The 17,119-nt window shown below is 61.9% G+C and carries 7 protein-coding genes; all 7 read left to right on the forward strand.

Annotated features, from left to right (window positions below; all coding sequences use genetic code 11):
* Positions 1-247: 247 nt before the first annotated feature.
* The 7 genes from AB5202_RS07085 (at position 248) to AB5202_RS07115 (ending at position 17,110) form a co-directional block, all read left to right on the forward strand.
* Entirely contained in the window at positions 248-547 is a 300-nt protein-coding gene (locus AB5202_RS07085; RefSeq protein ID WP_022094855.1) for a YerC/YecD family TrpR-related protein, read from the forward strand.
* 220 nt (positions 548-767) lie between these two features.
* Positions 768-3,863 (forward strand): PD-(D/E)XK nuclease family protein, encoded by a 3,096-nt coding sequence (locus AB5202_RS07090; RefSeq protein WP_368144490.1) that lies wholly within the window; start codon positions 768-770, stop codon positions 3,861-3,863.
* A gap of 3 nt (positions 3,864-3,866) precedes the next feature.
* Positions 3,867-7,493: a UvrD-helicase domain-containing protein gene (locus AB5202_RS07095; protein WP_368144488.1), complete on the forward strand. Its 3,627-nt coding sequence runs from the start codon at positions 3,867-3,869 to the stop codon at positions 7,491-7,493.
* A 136-nt stretch (positions 7,494-7,629) separates the two neighbouring features.
* Entirely contained in the window at positions 7,630-8,136 is a 507-nt protein-coding gene (locus AB5202_RS07100) for a DUF3284 domain-containing protein (RefSeq protein ID WP_368144486.1), read from the forward strand.
* Positions 8,137-8,239: 103 nt separating this feature from the next.
* Positions 8,240-9,439 carry an MFS transporter gene (locus AB5202_RS07105; protein WP_368144485.1) on the forward strand — a complete coding sequence of 400 codons (1,200 nt, stop codon included), beginning with the start codon at positions 8,240-8,242 and terminating at the stop codon, positions 9,437-9,439.
* A gap of 240 nt (positions 9,440-9,679) precedes the next feature.
* Positions 9,680-13,483 (forward strand): DNA polymerase III subunit alpha, encoded by a 3,804-nt coding sequence (dnaE, locus tag AB5202_RS07110; protein WP_368144484.1) that lies wholly within the window; start codon positions 9,680-9,682, stop codon positions 13,481-13,483.
* Positions 13,484-13,645: 162 nt separating this feature from the next.
* Complete coding sequence (locus AB5202_RS07115) at positions 13,646-17,110, forward strand: DEAD/DEAH box helicase (RefSeq protein ID WP_368144249.1); 3,465 nt, start codon at positions 13,646-13,648, stop codon at positions 17,108-17,110.
* The last annotated feature ends 9 nt before the right edge of the window (positions 17,111-17,119 follow it).

The raw sequence follows: 17,119 nt of genomic DNA on the forward strand, positions 1-17,119 counted from the left end.
CGGATTCGCGCCTCAGGACTCAGCGCAACGCGTTGCGCTGAGTCCTGAGGCTGTTGCAATGAAAATGAGAATCAAGGTTCGTCCTGAAAAACGCGCCGCTGGCAGAGAGTCTTGTCGCTTTAGTTTGGTGGTGTGCTACACTGCTACGGGCAAAAGCCACAGGCGTTGCCCTATTGCATAGAACGGGTGAACGATGCCCGATGTCAGTATCAACTTCGATGCCTTTTGGCGGGTTTGGCGGTGATCGATGAATATCGAGAACATGTTTGACAAGCCTGATGTCAAGCAGCTGGTCCACGCATTTAGCCTTTTGGACGACGAGAAGGATATCCAAGCGTTTTTGACCGATATCTGCACGCCGCGCGAGATTTGCGACCTTTCTCAGCGTTTGCAGGTTGCGCGCTATTTGGACGAGGGCGAGCCTTATGTTGAGGTTCAGGCCCGTACCGGCGCTTCGTCCACCACGGTGAGCCGCGTTTCAAAGGCGCTGAACGGCGAGTACGGTGGCTACCGCAAGATCCTCATTAAGTTGGAGGATGGCGAGTAGGCCAGCGACAACATTGAATTACGAAGAACCGTCCCTCCGGGGGCGGTTTTTTGATCCCTTGGGGACGGAGGAAAATGGATCACAGAGGGGGTCAGTCTAACCCGGTGATTCGTTTTCCTCCGTCCCCAAGGGATCAAATCTGTTGGCGTGGGGCAAATCTGTCCGCTTGGGCGGGTAGGATGGATGCATTGATTATTGCGAACAGTTTGAGCGGAGGACCATGCCTGTTCGAATCTATACCACCAATGCCGGCACGGATTTGAGCGATGCCGAGGCGGCGCTACTGGCCGACCTGGTTGCCCGCCACGGGCGCGCTGTTCTGTTGGCGCCAACATTTGCCGAGCTCGACCTGTGCCGCCATGATGCGGCGGAAGCCGGGGTTTCACTGGGTGTCGACTACAAGACGCCCACATCGTGGCTCAGCTCGCTGTGGGAGCTTATGGGCGATGGCCGCAGCTTTGTGGACAACCTTCAGCGCCAGATGCTGTTCTCGGACATGATCGACCGCCGCGACGACGCCGCTCTGCAGCCGCTTTCGCGCAGCCAGGGCACAGTGCGCATGCTCGCGCGCATGGCCCGCGACGTGTTGCCGGGCGTTGCGGGGACGGGTGCCGAACGATGCCGTGGCGACAACTGCCGGCCTGAGCCAAAAAGCGATGCCGAGGCTCGTGTGTTCGAGCTTTTGCGCGCCTACGCGGGCGGTTTGGACCGTCGAGATATGGTTGAGCCCTGCGAGGCAGCTGACATTATGACCAGTGTCCTGGCCGATAGCCTGCCGGCGTGCACTCGCGCCGTATGCGTGCGCGGTATCACGTCGTTTACGCACGGTCTGCTCGAGCTGCTGTCTGCCGTGGCGAACAATGGGGGAGAGGTCGTCGTGCTGCTTGCCCGCGAGCAGGCGGCGATGCGCGAGGAGCTTGCCGCGGCATTTGATGCCCGCGATGTGTTGTTTGAGATCGCGCCGCTAGGGGAGGGTGTCGGCGCGTCTGATGCCGCTTGCGGGACCGCCGCTCAGCCTGCCTTTATTGAGGTCGCTGGCCCCCATGCCCGTGCTCATGCTTATGCGGACGCAATTGATGATCTGGTAAAAACGTGCCGGGGTTCCGAGGTCGACGGCGTCGCGACGCCTGCCGACCCTGTGCGCGTGCTCGTTGTTTCTGCCCGGGCACCCCAGCTGTTCGTTGAGCTCGCCTCTCGTCTGGCGGCGCGTCACATTGCGGCCGAGACGACTGAGTTCACGGCGTTTTCCCAGTCCATCGCGGGCAGGCAGTTTACGGCGCTCGCCAACCTGATCGAGCGTATGAAAGCCGCCGACGAGGGCACCGCTTCCAAGACCGAGTGGTGGCCCGCTCCGGAGCTTACCGACTGGATTTATAGCCCGCTTTCGGGTGCCGACGCCGCGAGCGCCCGCGGCTTCGACAAGAACATACGCCTGTCGCGCAACAAGACCACTGCGGGCGTTAAGAGCCTGCTGCAGAGCGTCCAGGGTCAGGTGAGGGGCGCGCGCAAGGCGGCGAGCGACGAAAACTGGTTTAAGAACGTGCCGTGTGTGGTCTCGGACGTGTTCCAGGCGCTGTGGCGCGACAAACCCGTGACGGCGCTCAAGGCCATGCTCGCCGTTGCCGAGGCGCTGCCCGATCGCGCTCTAGGCGGCCTTGACGGCCAGGCCCGTCGCCAGGCAGAGACGGCTTTGCTGCGCCATGCCATCGACATCCTTATGAACGATGCTCGCGCACTCGACGTGTCGCAGGCCGCGACCGTGCCGGTTCTCGACGGCGTTCGAACCAAGGTGGACAAGCGCAGTACCGCTTACGATTACGCGACCTACGAGGTCGATCGCACGCCACGGGCACAAGTGCGCTTCGTGTCGCTTGCCGATGCGTCGGTTTTGCGTCCTGGCGGCTACGATGCCGTGCTGTTTGCCGATGTCGACCTGGACAGCTATCCGCTTTCGCACGAAGAGGGCCCGCTTGCCACATTGACGGCCGAGCTGCGCCGCGACGGCGTGTCTTTGGAGCCCGCCGCCCTGCTGCGCGTGCGCTTTGGCCGTGCGATGCAGGCGGCGAGCGGTCCGGTCGCGCTCGCCCGCGTGACGCACGATCGCCAGGCGCGCGAGTGCTACCCGGCAGCCGTATGGACCGAGCTGCGGGCACATGCCGAGGCCGCTGGTGCTGCCAAGCCCACGTGCGTGGGCGAGGGCGATATCATCGCCGACTTTGATCCCGCGGCAGGTGAAGGCCTCAAGCGCGAGCGCGTGACCTGTGAAGCCCCTCAGCATCTGAGTGCCGAGGCCGTGCCGTATTTGGTCCTGCGCCGTCGCGATGGCGAGGGCGAGGATGCGCCGCTGGTGCCGCGCTTGACGTCTGCCTCGCAGATCGAGGCCTATTCGACCTGTCCGCTATGCTGGTTCGTCTCGTATCGCGTCAAGCCCCAGTCGATCGACGCTGGCTTTGGCAACATGGAGAAGGGCAACTTTGTCCACGACGTGCTGGAGCATCTGCATGCCCGTCTGCCCCAAGAAGGCATGGAGCGCGTGACGCCCGAGAATCTGCCGCGTGCTCAGGAGCTGCTGCACGAGGTCTTTGACGAGACGTTGGCCGAGCACGCCGGCAAGCGCGGCACGGAGGGCCCGCTGGTGCCGCTCTCTGCGGTGGAGGAGCGCCAGGTGGCCGAGATCTTGCCGCAGCTGGAGGGCGTGCTTGCCTACGAGTCCGAGGCACTTGCCCCCTTTGCCCCGCGCTACCTGGAGTTTGCGTTCAACGAGCTCCAGGTCGAGTATGCCGGTTGGCCGCTCGGCGGGCGCATCGACCGTGTGGACGTGGACGCCGAGAACCGCGCCGTGGTAATCGACTACAAGCATCGTTCGGGTGTCGAGGAGTTTAAGCTTGCCGACCCCACGGTGCGTGACGAGGAGACGGGCGAGGCTCCCATCGACGACCCGCGCTGGCTGCCGCCCCATACCCAAACGCTCATCTACGCGCAGGCCATGCGTCGGGCACTGGGCTTGGATACCCGTGCAGCGCTCTATTTTTCGACCAAGGGCGGCAAGCCCGCGCTGCGCGGTGCGGCGAGCGCCGAGTTGCTCGAGGAAGAGCGCGGTGACGGTCGCATCCCGGGCCTCAAGAAGGGCTTCCCGGGCGAGGGCGGCAGCATGGACTTCGATGCCCTGCTCGATCGCGTGGAGGCCGGCATTGCCGAGCGCCTGCGCGAGCTCGAGGCGGGCAACGTTGCCGCCGTCGACCCGGCGTCGGCTCAGGCCGCGCATGCGCGCTGCTCGTATAACCACGAAGGAACGTTTGTAAGGAGGGACGTGTAGACCATGGATCTTTCGACTTTGATGCCGCAACAGCTGCAGATTGTCAAAACGCTCGACCGCCCGCTGTTTGTCTCGGCGGGCGCCGGTTCGGGTAAGACCTTTACCCTCACGCGCCGCATCGTCTATGCGCTCTCGCCCGAATCCGGTCCGTTCGTTGAGCATCTGGACCAGGTGCTCGCCATTACCTTTACCAAAGATGCCGCGGCCGAGATTCGCGACCGCGTGCGCCGTGCGCTTATCGACGAGGGCATGGACGAGGAAGCACTGACCGTCGACGACGCGTGGATCTCGACCATTCACGGCATGTGCTCGCGTATCCTGCGCGCGCACGCGCTGGAGCTGGGCATCGACCCCGAGTTCACGGTGCTCACCGATACCGACGAGCTCATGGACCAGGCTGTTGAGCATGTGCTGGGTCGCGCGACGGCACCCGATGCCGCCCCCGAGCTCGCGGCATCGCTCAAGGCCCTCTATGCCTGGTATCCCATGGCGGGCGAGGGCGGTTCCTTTGGCGGCGGTACGACCATCAAGGGTCTGGTGCGCGACCTGCTGGAGCTGTCGAGCCAGTTGCCGGGCGGTATGGACGACGCGCGCGTGGCGCGCGGCCAGGCCGATACCTCGGCACTCGCCGATGCCTATCGCGCGGCGCTAGGCGCAAGCAAGGCCGCGACCGAGAAGGCGCAGACGGCGCTCGATGCCATCGACGCGTTTGAGGCGAGTGGCAAAACCATGGAGGATGCGGCGCGACTCATGATGTCGTGCACCATGCCGCGCGCGAGCAAGGCATTCCCCAAGGAGCAGGTCGAGCTGCTCAAGGCCGAGGCCGCCGATGCGTTTATCAATATCGTGCTTGCCTGCGGTGGCCCGGCGCTCGATGCGCTGGTGGGGCTTGCTCGTGCTGTGGAGGCGGAGTACCGCGCGCTGAAGGCTGCCCAGTCCGCCCTCGATAATAACGACCTGCTGCGTATGGCTTACGAGGCGTTGCGCGATTACCCTGCCATCCGTGCTGCGTACGAGGGCCGCTTTAAGATGGTCATGATCGATGAGTTCCAGGATACCGACCAGATGCAGGTCGATCTGATCCGTTACCTGACGGGTGCGGGGGAGCGCGCGCTGTGCACCGTGGGCGATGCACAGCAGTCGATCTATCGCTTCCGCGGCGCCGAGGTCGAGGTGTTCCGTCGCCAGGAGCGCAAGGTGGGCTCGTCTGCCGCGCCCGAGGCGACTGCCGTGGCCGACGCCCCTGCTGGCGAGCTCGTCAAGCTCGTGCGCAACTTCCGCAGCCACGACGAGGTGCTGCGCTATGTGGCCCGCGTCTTTGATGGCGACGACGGCGGCCTGATGCAGGGCTTTTTGGATCTTGAGGCGAGCGACGGCCGCAAGGACACGCTGGTGGCGGACGCCTCGCGTCGCCAGGCGCTCTTTGTTGCCGGCGGCAGTACGCAGGAGCGCACACAGGCCAAGGCCCGCGCGATCGCGGAGCGATTCCGCGCGCTTGCCGATGCCGGCCAGCCCCAGGGCGGCATGGTGCTGCTGCTGGGCCGCATGACCAACGCCGACGTCTACGCGCAGGCCTTCCGCGACCAGGGGCTCGACTGCGTCATCGCGGGCGGCTCAGTCTTTGCGCAGGCTGCCGAGGTGCAGACGGTGCGCGCCCTGGCTTGTGCGCTCGCCAATCCGGCCGATACGGCGCAGGGCCTTATGCCGCTGCTCGCCTCGCCGATGTTTGCGCTCGGTGCCCAGGAGTTCCTGGCACTGGCGACCAAGCTCGATAGCGAGACGGGGGAGACCTCGCGCCGCAACATCGATGCGGGCATCATGAGCGATTCCGATGTGCCGGGCTTGCAGGGCTTGCCGCTCGTGACGCGCGCCCGCGAGGTACTGCGGTATGCACTTCGTCGCGTGGGCCGCGATTCATTCGCCGCCATCGCACGCGACGCGGTCAATGCCTCCGGCTGGTTTGTGCGTCTGGCACAGTGTGGTCCCGAGGGCAAGGCTATTGCCGCCAACGTGCTCAAGGCGCTCGACGCCGTGGCCGAGGCGGAGGCCGAGTTCGGCAACTCGCCGCGTTCCATCGCGCTGGCCTTCGACCGCTTCTTGGCGGGCAAGGAAGCCCCGGGTGCCCTCAACGAGGAGGGCGACGGCGCGGTGCGCATCATGACCGTGCATGCGTCCAAGGGTCTGGAGTATCCGGTCGTAGCGGTTGCCGAGTGTTTTGGCGTGCGCAAGCCGTCCGGTGCGGCTCAGATGGGGCGTGTCGAGGGCGGAGCGCAGGTCGTGGCACTGCCAGCACGCTTCGACGGCGTTAAGCTCGCCGACGGTACCTTTGTGAAGGGCGACGACGTCAAAAAGCAGTTTGAGCATGTGTTTAAGGGCAAGGGCGCGTCGCCGTGGCTGCCGCCGGAGCTCATGGAGGACGTCTGCGCGACGGGTTCTCCTGCCGAGGCATTTGCTCGCCTGCGCAACGATGATCTGCAGCTTTCGCTCGAGGAGCGGGCCCGCTTGCTCTACGTTGCCATGACGCGTGCGCGCGAGCTGGTGATCTTGGCGATGGATGCCGGCGTGAGCCGTGGCAAGGTGACGGCGCCGACCTTCGATGTCGAGACGGATCTGACCTACGACGTGCTCCGCCGTATTTTGCCGACCGACGCTCTGGACATGCCCCAGCTCGATGCCGACCGCCTGGTGTTCGACAACTCCCAGTCGGGCGACTACGAGCTCATTTCGCTTTCTGACTTTACCTTTGGCGAGCAGGCGTTTGAGGCTAACGCTTCGCTGGATGCCGAGGGCAGGCTCGTTCGTGGCGATACCGATGTCGCCGGTAATGCTGCGCACTCAACTGTGCCTGGTCCTGCCGATCCCAAGCCCGATTCGTTTGAACTCGTATATCCCCAGGCGGCGGGCGTGCGCATGGGCATCTGTCCGTTCCCGGCGCGTGATTCGTACAGCTATTCGTCGATTGCCGCGGCGCTGCATGCCGAGGCCGAGGACCGTGCCGCCGAGACGCGCGTGCCCATGGACGAGGCTGGCGATGATGCGGAGTCGGATGGCTCGGAGATGACGGATGCGGACGTGGCTGCTGTCGAGCCCGCCGGTAATCCCATGGCGCTGGGCTCGGTCTTCCACGCTGCCTGCCAGTGGCTCATCGAGATGGGTGCCGATGCGCTGCCCGCTGAGCGTGCCGATGCACTGGCGCGCCTGTGGCGCCTGACGCCGGAACAGCGCGAGCGCTTCGATGTCGCTCTGGATCGCTGGCTCAAGTCGTCGGTTCGTGCCGAGCTGTTCGCGTGGCCGTGCATCCGTGCCGAGGTGCCGTTCTTCTCGCTGGGCTGCGAGGACGAGGACATCGCTCGCTACGGTGCCTATGCTGAGGGCGCTATCGATGCACTGGCCACCGATCCGGCCGATCCGTCGCGCGCATTGGTCATCGATTACAAGACGGGCGGCACGCCGGACGAGACGCCGGAACAGCTGCAGGAGAAGCACGCCCTGCAGGCGCGCGTCTACGCCGATGCGTTGCACAAGGCGGGCTTTGAGGCCGTGACCGTCAAGTTCGTCCGCGTGGAGCAGGCGAATCCAGCCATCTTCGTCGAACCCGCCGAACCTCAAGTGGTCACCTACAACCTCTAGCCACCTCAGGCTTTACGGTGCTATTTGGTTAGTTTTGCGGCTGTAAAGCCCTCAATCGTCCAAATGGCACCGCAACGCATGGGAGAGCCTGGGGCGTTACAATGACTCGAACGGTTCAAACGAATAAGGAGCCATCATGCAGCTCACCAAAACGCTTAAGGTGACACCGGAGGAGCTTTTTGACGCTCTGGCGGGGTCCATCATGCAGGATATCGAGAACGCCACGGGCAAGCGTCCCAGCCGCAACAAGCTCAACGGCTATAAGTACGAGAAGCGCGCCCAGTCCGCAAAAGGCAAGGCCAAGGGCACGGCGATCAAGGTTAAGATCAAGCACTTTGACTACCCGTGCCTCTATGAGGTCCGTTTTCAGTATGCGGCGGGCATCAATACCATGCGCTATGAGGCTGCACCTGCTGGCGATGGTGCCTGCGAGCTCACCTATACCGAGGATTTTCAGGGTGTGGGTGGCAACACGTCTGGCACGCGCGGCAAGCTCGGCCTCTTCCTCTATGAGCGCAAGCTCAAGAGCCACGCCAACCAGACGATTGATCAAATCGTCAAATACATCGAGGGTGAGCGCCGCGTAAAGGCTAATCCCGCCTTCGCCGATGATACTGCCAACGCTTCGGATGTATTCCATTGATACCCTGTGCAAAAGCTTTACCGCTCTTCAAATCAACTGTGAACACTTCAGGCTTCGAATCAGTAGCGAGCGGCCCGACAAAAATAGTTGTTGGTAGTGCCAAATGAATAAGAATGCCACTACGCAACTGCACGTCTATTCCGCCTTTTTCGTTCTCACGGGATTTGTTTTAAATCGGGGAGTATTTCTACTTTTCCTTGCGGAGAAAGGAATGTCTGTTACGGAAATCGCGCTTTATCAAGCCCTGTTCAACATAGCAACGGTCGTCCTCGAGCTGCCAACAGGGCTGATAGGCGATTTCTTTGGAAAGAAGTTTTCGATTCAAGTGGGCGTGCTGCTGCTTTTCTTCCATACCGCCGGCATGCTGTTGCTCTCAGGCCCCTTTCTTGTCGTGCTTTCCCTTGTTGAGGCACTCGCCTACTCCCTTCAATCGGGATCCGAACAAGCACTTTTATATGAAATTGCCCGAAATGCCGGTCAAGGAGAGCGCTTCCTCACCATCAACGCTCGGCTGCTTGCCGCGCAATCAATCGCTACGGGAATGGCAATTGTGCTCGGATCTTTCATTGCCCAAGTATCTTGGAGTGCCCTCTACGTATGTGTCTCCGTTTTCTATCTCCTGCAGCTTTTCCTTCTGTATCCCATTGAGAGGACGGAAACGACCCGTTCTGAAAGATCAGAAAAGGGGAGGTTTGACGCAGCCAAGATGTTCAGGCGCGAGACCTGGCGCGTTGGAGAATCCGCTTTTGCGGTATTGCTTCTCCTCATCGGCACAAGCATGCTCGACGGATTCTACGGGAGTTATTACAACTTGAATCAGTTGGTATTCGACGCATTTGATGCTCCCGTCTCCATAATAGGAATCTTTTTCGGTGCATCCTATGCAGTAAATGCGACGGCCTACATTGCAGCAGATTTCTTCTCATCGCGTTTCGGGAAAAGAAATACCATGCGCGGCTCGATGCTAATTGAGGCTGGCCTTTTCATGATTCTTCCGTGGTTCGCTTCAAATCCGCTGTGTTTGTTTGGCCTTAGCATGGTGCTTTGTTTTCTCCCAGAAGTGGTGTACATCACTTCGGAAAACTTAATCCAAGACGCGATAGCGGACGATCTCCGCGCGACGATCCTTTCCATCGCATCTCTGGTAAGGGCTCTCTTTTCCGCAATGTTTTTCTCCATATTTGGACATGTGTTAGGATTATATCCCATTCAGATAGCGCTCGGTATTATTGGCGGAATCGCGATAGCAATTACCGCCGTCGTTTCATTAAAAATGGTAGGAATGCAGGTCTCCAAGAATTGATATATCGATTGACGAGCTATCCGAAGCGTCGAGCCTTCTTGATGGACATGACTATTCGTCACAAATCATTCCGCGCATCGCCGGGGTTCCAGTAATACTCGATATATCTGGATGCCCTCATTCCCCTTTTTGAAGGTTCCAAAAAGACTACCCGTGTTGGTTTGGCTAGGTTCGGGTGCCGTCCGCGCCGTGCGGTAAAATCGTTCAGTCAGAACACGAACCCGCATCGGAGCTCATCACATGGCATTCGTCCATCTGCACAATCACACTGTTTTCTCCATGCTCGACGGCGCAACCCGTATCCAGGATATGGTCAATCGTGCCGTTGAACTTGGCATGCCCGCCGTGGCCATTACCGACCACGGCTACATGTATGGCGTGCCCGACCTGGCGCTGGCCTGCGACGCCGTCAATCACAACACGCCCGAGTACAAAACCTGGAGCCACGACAAGGCCTTCTTGGAAAAGGACCGCCGCGACGAGCTGGTGGAGCCCGACCCCGAGGAAAACCCGCGCGAGCATGCCCAGTATGTGAAGGACATGGCCATGTGGGACGAGAAGGGCAATATCGACGAGCTCAAGCCGCCTCTGGTCATCAAGCCCATCTTTGGCTGCGAGGTCTACTTTACGCCGGACGAGACCCTTGCCCGCGACCACAAGCCCGAGCTCTACCACATGATCCTTCTGGCCAAAGACCAGGAAGGCTACGTCAACCTGATGCAGACGGTTTCCGAGGCCGCCGTGCAGGGCTTTTACTACAAGCCGCGCGTGACGCTCGACAACCTACGCCGCCACGCCAAGGGCATGATCTGCACGAGCGCCTGCATCGCGGGCATCATCCCCAAATACATCGACCGCGGTGACATGGAGGGCGCCATCAAGTGGGCCGAGACCTTCCGCGATACCTTCGACCCCGGCGACTTCTACATCGAGATCCAGGAACATGGCATCACCACCGACAACGGCCTGACCGACGAGCAGATGGACCGCACGCTCATCGATATCGCCAAGCAGGTGGGCGTCAAGGTCATCGCCACCAACGACTTCCACTACCTGCGCCGCGAGGATGCGCCCGTGCAGGACGTCATCATGTGTATTGGCATGAACGCCAAGGTCGATGACCCCAACCGCATGCGCATGACCGGCTCGGAGTTTTACATGAAGACCGAGGAGGAGATGCGGGCGATGTTCCCGTATTGCCCCGAGGCCTGCGACAACACGCTCGAGATCGCCGACAAGTGCTACGTTGAGCTGGACTGGGACTCTATCATCCTGCCGCGCTTCCCGTTGCTCGATCCCGGAGAGACGCACGAGAGCCAGTTCCGCCGCGAGTGCGAGAAAGGCCTGCGTCAGCACTACGGTGACGACTGGGCCACGCGCGAGATCGGCGGCGTCAACATCAAAGAGCGCTTTGAGTACGAATACAAGGTCATCTGCGACAAGGGCTTTGCCGCCTACTTCTTGATCGTCGCCGAGTACGTGCAATGGGCCAAGGACAACGGCATCGGCGTCGGCCCCGGCCGTGGCTCGGCCGCCGGCGCTATCGTCGCCTACGCCATGAACATCACCGCGTTCGACCCGCTCGAGAACGGCCTGATGTTCGAGAGGTTCCTGTCCCCGCAGCGTACCGAGATGCCCGATATCGATATGGACTTCGACGATGAGCGGCGCCTCGAGGTCGTGGAGCACGTTCGCCAGCTCTACGGCCCCGAGAAGGTCACCCACGTCATCACCTACTCGACCATCAAGGCCAAGCAGGCCATCAACGACGCCGCGCGCGTGCTGGACTATCCGGTCTACATGGGCCAGCGCCTGTCCAAGATGGTCTCGAGCGACCCCAAGGTCAAGCTCAAGCAGGTGCTCGAAAAGCAACCCGGCAAAGAGGATCTGTTTAACCCCGACTTTGCCGAGGCCTATAAAAAGGATGACGACGCCCGCCGCATCATCGACACGGCGCTCTCGATCGAGGGCCTCACCCGTGGCGAGGGCGTGCACGCGTGCGCCGTTCTGATCTGCCGCGACCCCGTCAACGAGCACGTGCCCACCAAGCTCGACACCAAGGGCGGCGTCGAGATTACCCAGTACGAGGGCCATACCGTTGCCGACATGGGCCTGCTCAAGATGGACTTCCTGGGCCTGCGCACGCTGACGGTTATCTCCAAGGCCAAGGCCAACATCAAAAAGAACTTCGGCATCGACATCAAAGAGGAAGAGATTCCCTTTGACGACCCCGAGATCTTTAAGCTCATGGGCTCCGGTCACACCGCCGGCGTCTTCCAGGTCGAGTCCGCCGGCATGACGGCCACGATCAAGAACATGAAGCCCACCGAGTACAAACACGTCGTGGCATTGATCGCCCTGTACCGCCCGGGCCCGCTGGGCGCCGGCATGGTTTCGTCCTACATCAACCGTATGAACGGCAAGGAGCCGGCTGTCTCCTACGACGACCGCCTGGACGACATCCTGGGCGAAACCTACGGCACCATGGTCTACCAGGAACAGGTTATGCTCATCTCCGTCGAGATGTGCGGCTTCTCCAAGGGCGAATCGGACTCGCGTATCCGTAAGCCCGTGGCTAAGAAAAAGATTAAGCTGCTCACGTCGACGGTGCTGCACTGGGAGGATGGCTCGGACGAGACCACCTACGACCACTGGATGAACGGCGCTATCAAGAACAACTACACGCGCGAGGTCGCCCAGAAGATTTGGGACGATGTTCTCGAGTTCGCATCCTACGCCTTCAACAAGTCGCACTCCGCCGGCTACGCCATCCTGGTTATGCAGACGGCGTGGCTCAAGGCGCACTATCCGCACGAGTACATGGCGGCCGTTTTGACGTCCTATACGGGCAAGACCGACAAGATCGTGCACTACGTCTCGGCGTGCCGTCACGACGGCATTCCCGTGCTTTCGCCAGATGTCAACGAGTCCGGTACCGAGTTCACGGCTACCAAGGAGGGCGTGCGCTTTGGTCTGGCCGGCATCCGCGGCGTGGGTACCGGCGTGGCGCAGGCGATTATCGCCGAGCGCGAGGCGGGCGGTCCGTTTAAGACGCTGCACGACTTTGTCGAGCGCGTGGACTCGAGCCAGGCCAACCGTCGCGTGATCGAATCGCTGATCAAGGCAGGTGCCTTCGACTCCACGGGGTATCCGCGCCGCCAGATGATGCACTTTGTGGACAAGAACAACCCCGAGAACATCATCGATGCCGCCGTGAAGCGCCAAAAGGATCGCGCGAGCGGCCAGACGTCGTTCTTCGACATGTTCGGCGATGTTGAGGGCTCGGGCTTTGAGGTGAGCGTGCCCGATCCGGACGGCCAGGAGTGGGACCGCCACCTTAAGCTGAGCCAAGAGAAGGAGGTTCTGGGCATCTATGTCTCGGACCACCCGCTGCGCCCGTTTGAGTATGCGCTAGCCAAGGCGCGCGACTTCTCGTTCTCGCAGATCGACACCGGCTACGAAGTGCAAAACCCCACGGGCGGTACCATCAACCAGGAGATTCCCGAGGGCAAGGCGCTGTGGTGGGCCGGCATGGTCTCGAGCGTGTCCAAGCGCGTGACCAAAAACGGCGACCCCATGGGCATCGTGCAGCTCGAAGACATGGAAGGCGAGGCCACGGTCGTGGTGTTCCCCAAGACCTACAAGGAGGCCGAGGGGTATCTGTACGGCGAGATCGATCCCGAGACCGGCGCGCAGCTGTCCGACGCGTTTGTGCGCATTAAGGGCAAGCTCGAGCGCTCGGACCGCGGCGACCAGATCATCGCGCAGGAGATTGTGCCGCTGGAGCTTAGCGAGGAGAAAAACAAGCCCAAGGTCTTTGAAGTCATGGTGCCCAACAGCCGCTTTAGCCAGGGCAATATGGCGCGCCTGGCCACGGTGCTCACCACCAACCCGGGCGGCGACCGCGTGGAGATCTTTATTGAGCAAGTCGACGGGCGCGTGCTGCGTGCTGAGGTGCCGGCCAAGGTCAATGCACGCTCGATTCCGCTGCTGGCAGAGGCAAAGGCGATTGTGGGTAACCAAGGCAGAGTGACGGTAATTTAAGGACGGCGTTGGCGGGGTAGCTAATTTGGGACGGGGCTATTTTAGCTACCCTTTGACTGACGGCGAATGAGTCGGGGTCGGAATGCATCTCAACCGACATATGGGGGTAGCTAAAATAGCCCCGTCCCAAATTAGCTACCCCGGGTGAGATTGGAGGAAGTGATGGCGCAGGGGACGTTTGTGCAGGCGCTCCGGAAAGAGGCGGCGCTGAGCGGCACCTTTATGAAGGGGCGTTCGCTCATGCTCAACGGCGCTGTGCTGTCGATTGAGGACAGCGGCTCGCGCTTCTCCAAAAACGTGACGGTTGAGGGCTCGGTGCGTGGTTCGCGCGGCGACCTGTACAAGACGCACGTGGCGCTCGACATGGACGAGCACGAGGTGATCGACTACGACTGCGATTGCCCCGCCGCCTATCGTTACCCCGGTATGTGCAAACACGCTATTGCTACGGCTCTGGCGTATTTGGATGCCAGCGGCGCCGAGCCCGTCGAAGGTTTGCGCACGCCGGTCCGCACGTTTACGGCGCAGCCGAAACAGCCCGCGCGCACCGCGCCCAAAGCGCCGGCCGTCAATCCCAACTTTCCCTTTCCGGCGCCCGTCCCCACGAGTCCCAGCCTCATGGCGGCGCTCTCCGATCTTTCGGACGCGCGCATGGATGAGCTGGCGAGCATGCGCCGCAAGCTTGCCGGTGCCGTTGATCCCGACGCCCCCAAAGCGGCGTTGGAGCCCTCGTTGGTGCCGTACTACAATCCGCTGTTCGCCGACCGCTTTAGCTGGGCGCTCGAGTTCCGCATTCGCTGCGGTTCGGTGTCCTACGTGGTCAAGGATATCGACGGCATGGCCGACGCCTATGTCCGAGGCGGTACCTTCTCGTACGGCAAGAAGCTTACGTTTGTCCATACGCCCGAAGCCTTCGAAGACGTGTCGATAAAGCTGCTCAACCTTGTTGTGACGACAGTTGCCTATCTCGATGACATCACAAGCTCGCGTTCGGCGTCGTACGACTTTGCCCGCAGCGGTTTTGTCGCCGAGCGTCAGCTGCCGCTGTCCGAGCATAGCATCGTATATGTGCTGGACCTGCTGCGTGGCCAGACCATCTCCTTTGAGCCCGCCTGGTCGCGGGGGACGACGACGCATCGCACCTATGACGTGGCGGTTGAGATGTCTCCGGAAGGGGAGGACGAGGCGCTGGCTAAGCGCCCGCCGCTTCTTGCCGCCAAAATCGCGCCGGCGGCTGGTGGTAGCTACGATCTGCGCCTGCCGGCCGATGCATACTGCTTTGCTTCGGGCGACGTAGCCTATCTGGTCGATACCCGCCGTGCGCGCCGCACCGATGTAGCGTTTGCCCAGCATGCGGCGCCGTTTCTATCGCGCTTGCTGCCCTGTCGCACGCCGGTCCATATCGCTGCCGACCAGGTGGGGGAGTTCTGTCGTATGGCGCTGCCCATTTTGCGCGACTACACCGACCTTACCGCGCCCGCCGCGCTCGATACCGTGGCGCCCGAGCCGAGCTTTGCTATGGCGATCGGCGTCGACGATGGGCTTGTGACCTGCAAAATTACGGTTACCTACGGCGACTGGTCGGCAGACCTCTTTAGTCTAGGCGCTCCGGGCAGTCTCTTCGAAGAGCAACGCCCCGGCGTGCCGCCCCGCGACGAGGTGGCAGAGTTTCGTGTTATGGACACGGCGGCCCTGTATTTCGACTTTTACGAGGGCGGTCTGGCGTTTGAGGAGCGCGATGACGAGAGCTTGTTCTGCCTGCTGACCGAGGGCCTGTCCGCCCTGTCCGAGCTGGGTGAGGTCATGCTCAGCGACCGCCTGCGCCAGATTTCGGTGCGCCCCGCGCCCAAGCTCTCGGTTCGTGCGACTGTCAAGAGCAATCTGCTCGATGTCGAGCTGGGCGCGAGCGGGCTTTCGGCCGCGGACTTTGCCGTCTATCTCGATTCGTACAAGCGCCATCAAACGTTTGCGCGCCTTACGTCCGGCGACATCATTCGCCTGGACGAGGGCGCTCGAGCCGCGTTTGGCCTCGCCGAGGACCTGGGCGTCGATGCCGTCGACCTGCTCGACGGCGTGTTGCTTCCCGCATCGAGCACCCTGTTCGTCGATAGCATGCTCGCGCGCACACCCGCGCTCGAGGCCGATCGTGACGCCGCGTTCCGCCGCACCGTCGAGCGCTTGGATACGCTCGGCAAGATGGACTTTACGGTGCCGGTCTCGCTCAAGGCCACACTGCGCGGCTATCAGGTCGACGGCTACCAGTGGCTCGGCTCGCTCGAACACCTGAGCCTTGGCGGCATCTTGGCCGACGATATGGGCCTGGGTAAAACGCTCCAGATGATCGCGCATATCCTGGCGCGCGTGGAGGCGGGGGACACTAAACCCACGCTTGTGGTGTGTCCCGCGTCGCTTGTGTACAACTGGACCGCCGAGCTGGAGCGCTTTGCGCCCTCGCTCGATGTGTGCGCCATTGTGGGCACCAAGGCGCAGCGTCGCGTGCAGATCGCCGGCGTGGCCGAGCATAACGTGGTCGTGACGTCGTATGACCTTATGCGGCGCGATATCGACGAGTATGTCGAGCAGGACTTTGCCCGTGTGGTGCTCGACGAGGCCCAGTACATTAAAAACCCGCTCACGCAGGTAGCGCGTGCCGCCAAGCGCCTGCCTGCCGGCGTGCGCTTTGCCTTGACGGGCACGCCCATCGAAAACCGCTTGTCCGAGCTCTGGAACATCTTCGACTTTTTGATGCCGGGCCTACTTGGCACGCGCGAGTCGTTTGCCAAGCGCTTCGAAAGCCCGGTCGAGCACGCCGAGGGCGACAGCGCCGCTCGCCTGCAGGCGCTCGTGTCGCCGTTTGTGCTGCGCCGCGTCAAGGAAGACGTGGTGGCAGACCTGCCCGAGAAGATCGAGGATACGGTCATGGCGCAGCTCACCGGCGAGCAGCGCAAGCTCTACCTGGCCAACCAGGACCGCATCGCCCAACAGGTGCAGCACCGCGAGTCATCCGAGTTTAAGAAAGACAAGCTCAAGGTGCTCGCCGAGCTCACCAAGCTGCGCCAGATCTGCTGCGACCCGCGTCTGCACTACGAGGATTACAAGGCGGGGAGCGCCAAACTCGATACGTGCATGGAGCTCGTGCACGGCGCACTCGACGGCGGGCATCGCATCCTGCTGTTCAGCCAGTTTACGGGTATGCTCGATATCATTGGTAAGCGCTTGGCCAAGGAGGACATCGCCTTTCTTAAGCTCACGGGCGCTTCGTCTAAGGAGAGCCGCGCCAAGATGGTCGCGCAGTTCCAAGCGGGCAAGGTTCCGATCTTTTTGATTTCGCTCAAGGCGGGCGGCGTGGGCCTGAACCTGACGGCGGCCGACGTGGTCATTCACTACGACCCGTGGTGGAACGTGGCGGCGCAGGACCAAGCGACCGACCGTGCGCATCGTATTGGCCAGCAACATACCGTGACCGTGTACAAGCTCATCGCCAAGGACACGATCGAGGAACGCATTATGCAGATGCAGGAGTCCAAGCGCGACCTGGTCAACAGCGTGCTCGGCGGCGACGGCATCTCGTCGGCGCTGTTTACCAGCGAGGACGTTCTGGCGCTGCTCGGCGGCGACGGGCGCTAACCCGCTCGG

Origin of the sequence: Collinsella aerofaciens (genome assembly GCF_040915545.1) — a bacterium.
Taxonomy (GTDB): Bacteria; Actinomycetota; Coriobacteriia; order Coriobacteriales; family Coriobacteriaceae; genus Collinsella; species Collinsella aerofaciens_BE.

Bases quoted from the DNA above. Each gene is read 5' to 3' on its own strand.
- AB5202_RS07085 (WP_022094855.1), top strand. From the start codon at position 248: ATGAATATCGAGAACATGTTTGACAAGCCTGATGTCAAGCAGCTGGTC.
- AB5202_RS07090 (WP_368144490.1), top strand. From the start codon at position 768: ATGCCTGTTCGAATCTATACCACCAATGCCGGCACGGATTTGAGCGAT.
- AB5202_RS07095 (WP_368144488.1), top strand. From the start codon at position 3,867: ATGGATCTTTCGACTTTGATGCCGCAACAGCTGCAGATTGTCAAAACG.
- AB5202_RS07100 (WP_368144486.1), top strand. From the start codon at position 7,630: ATGCAGCTCACCAAAACGCTTAAGGTGACACCGGAGGAGCTTTTTGAC.
- AB5202_RS07105 (WP_368144485.1), top strand. From the start codon at position 8,240: ATGAATAAGAATGCCACTACGCAACTGCACGTCTATTCCGCCTTTTTC.
- dnaE (WP_368144484.1), top strand. From the start codon at position 9,680: ATGGCATTCGTCCATCTGCACAATCACACTGTTTTCTCCATGCTCGAC.
- AB5202_RS07115 (WP_368144249.1), top strand. From the start codon at position 13,646: ATGGCGCAGGGGACGTTTGTGCAGGCGCTCCGGAAAGAGGCGGCGCTG.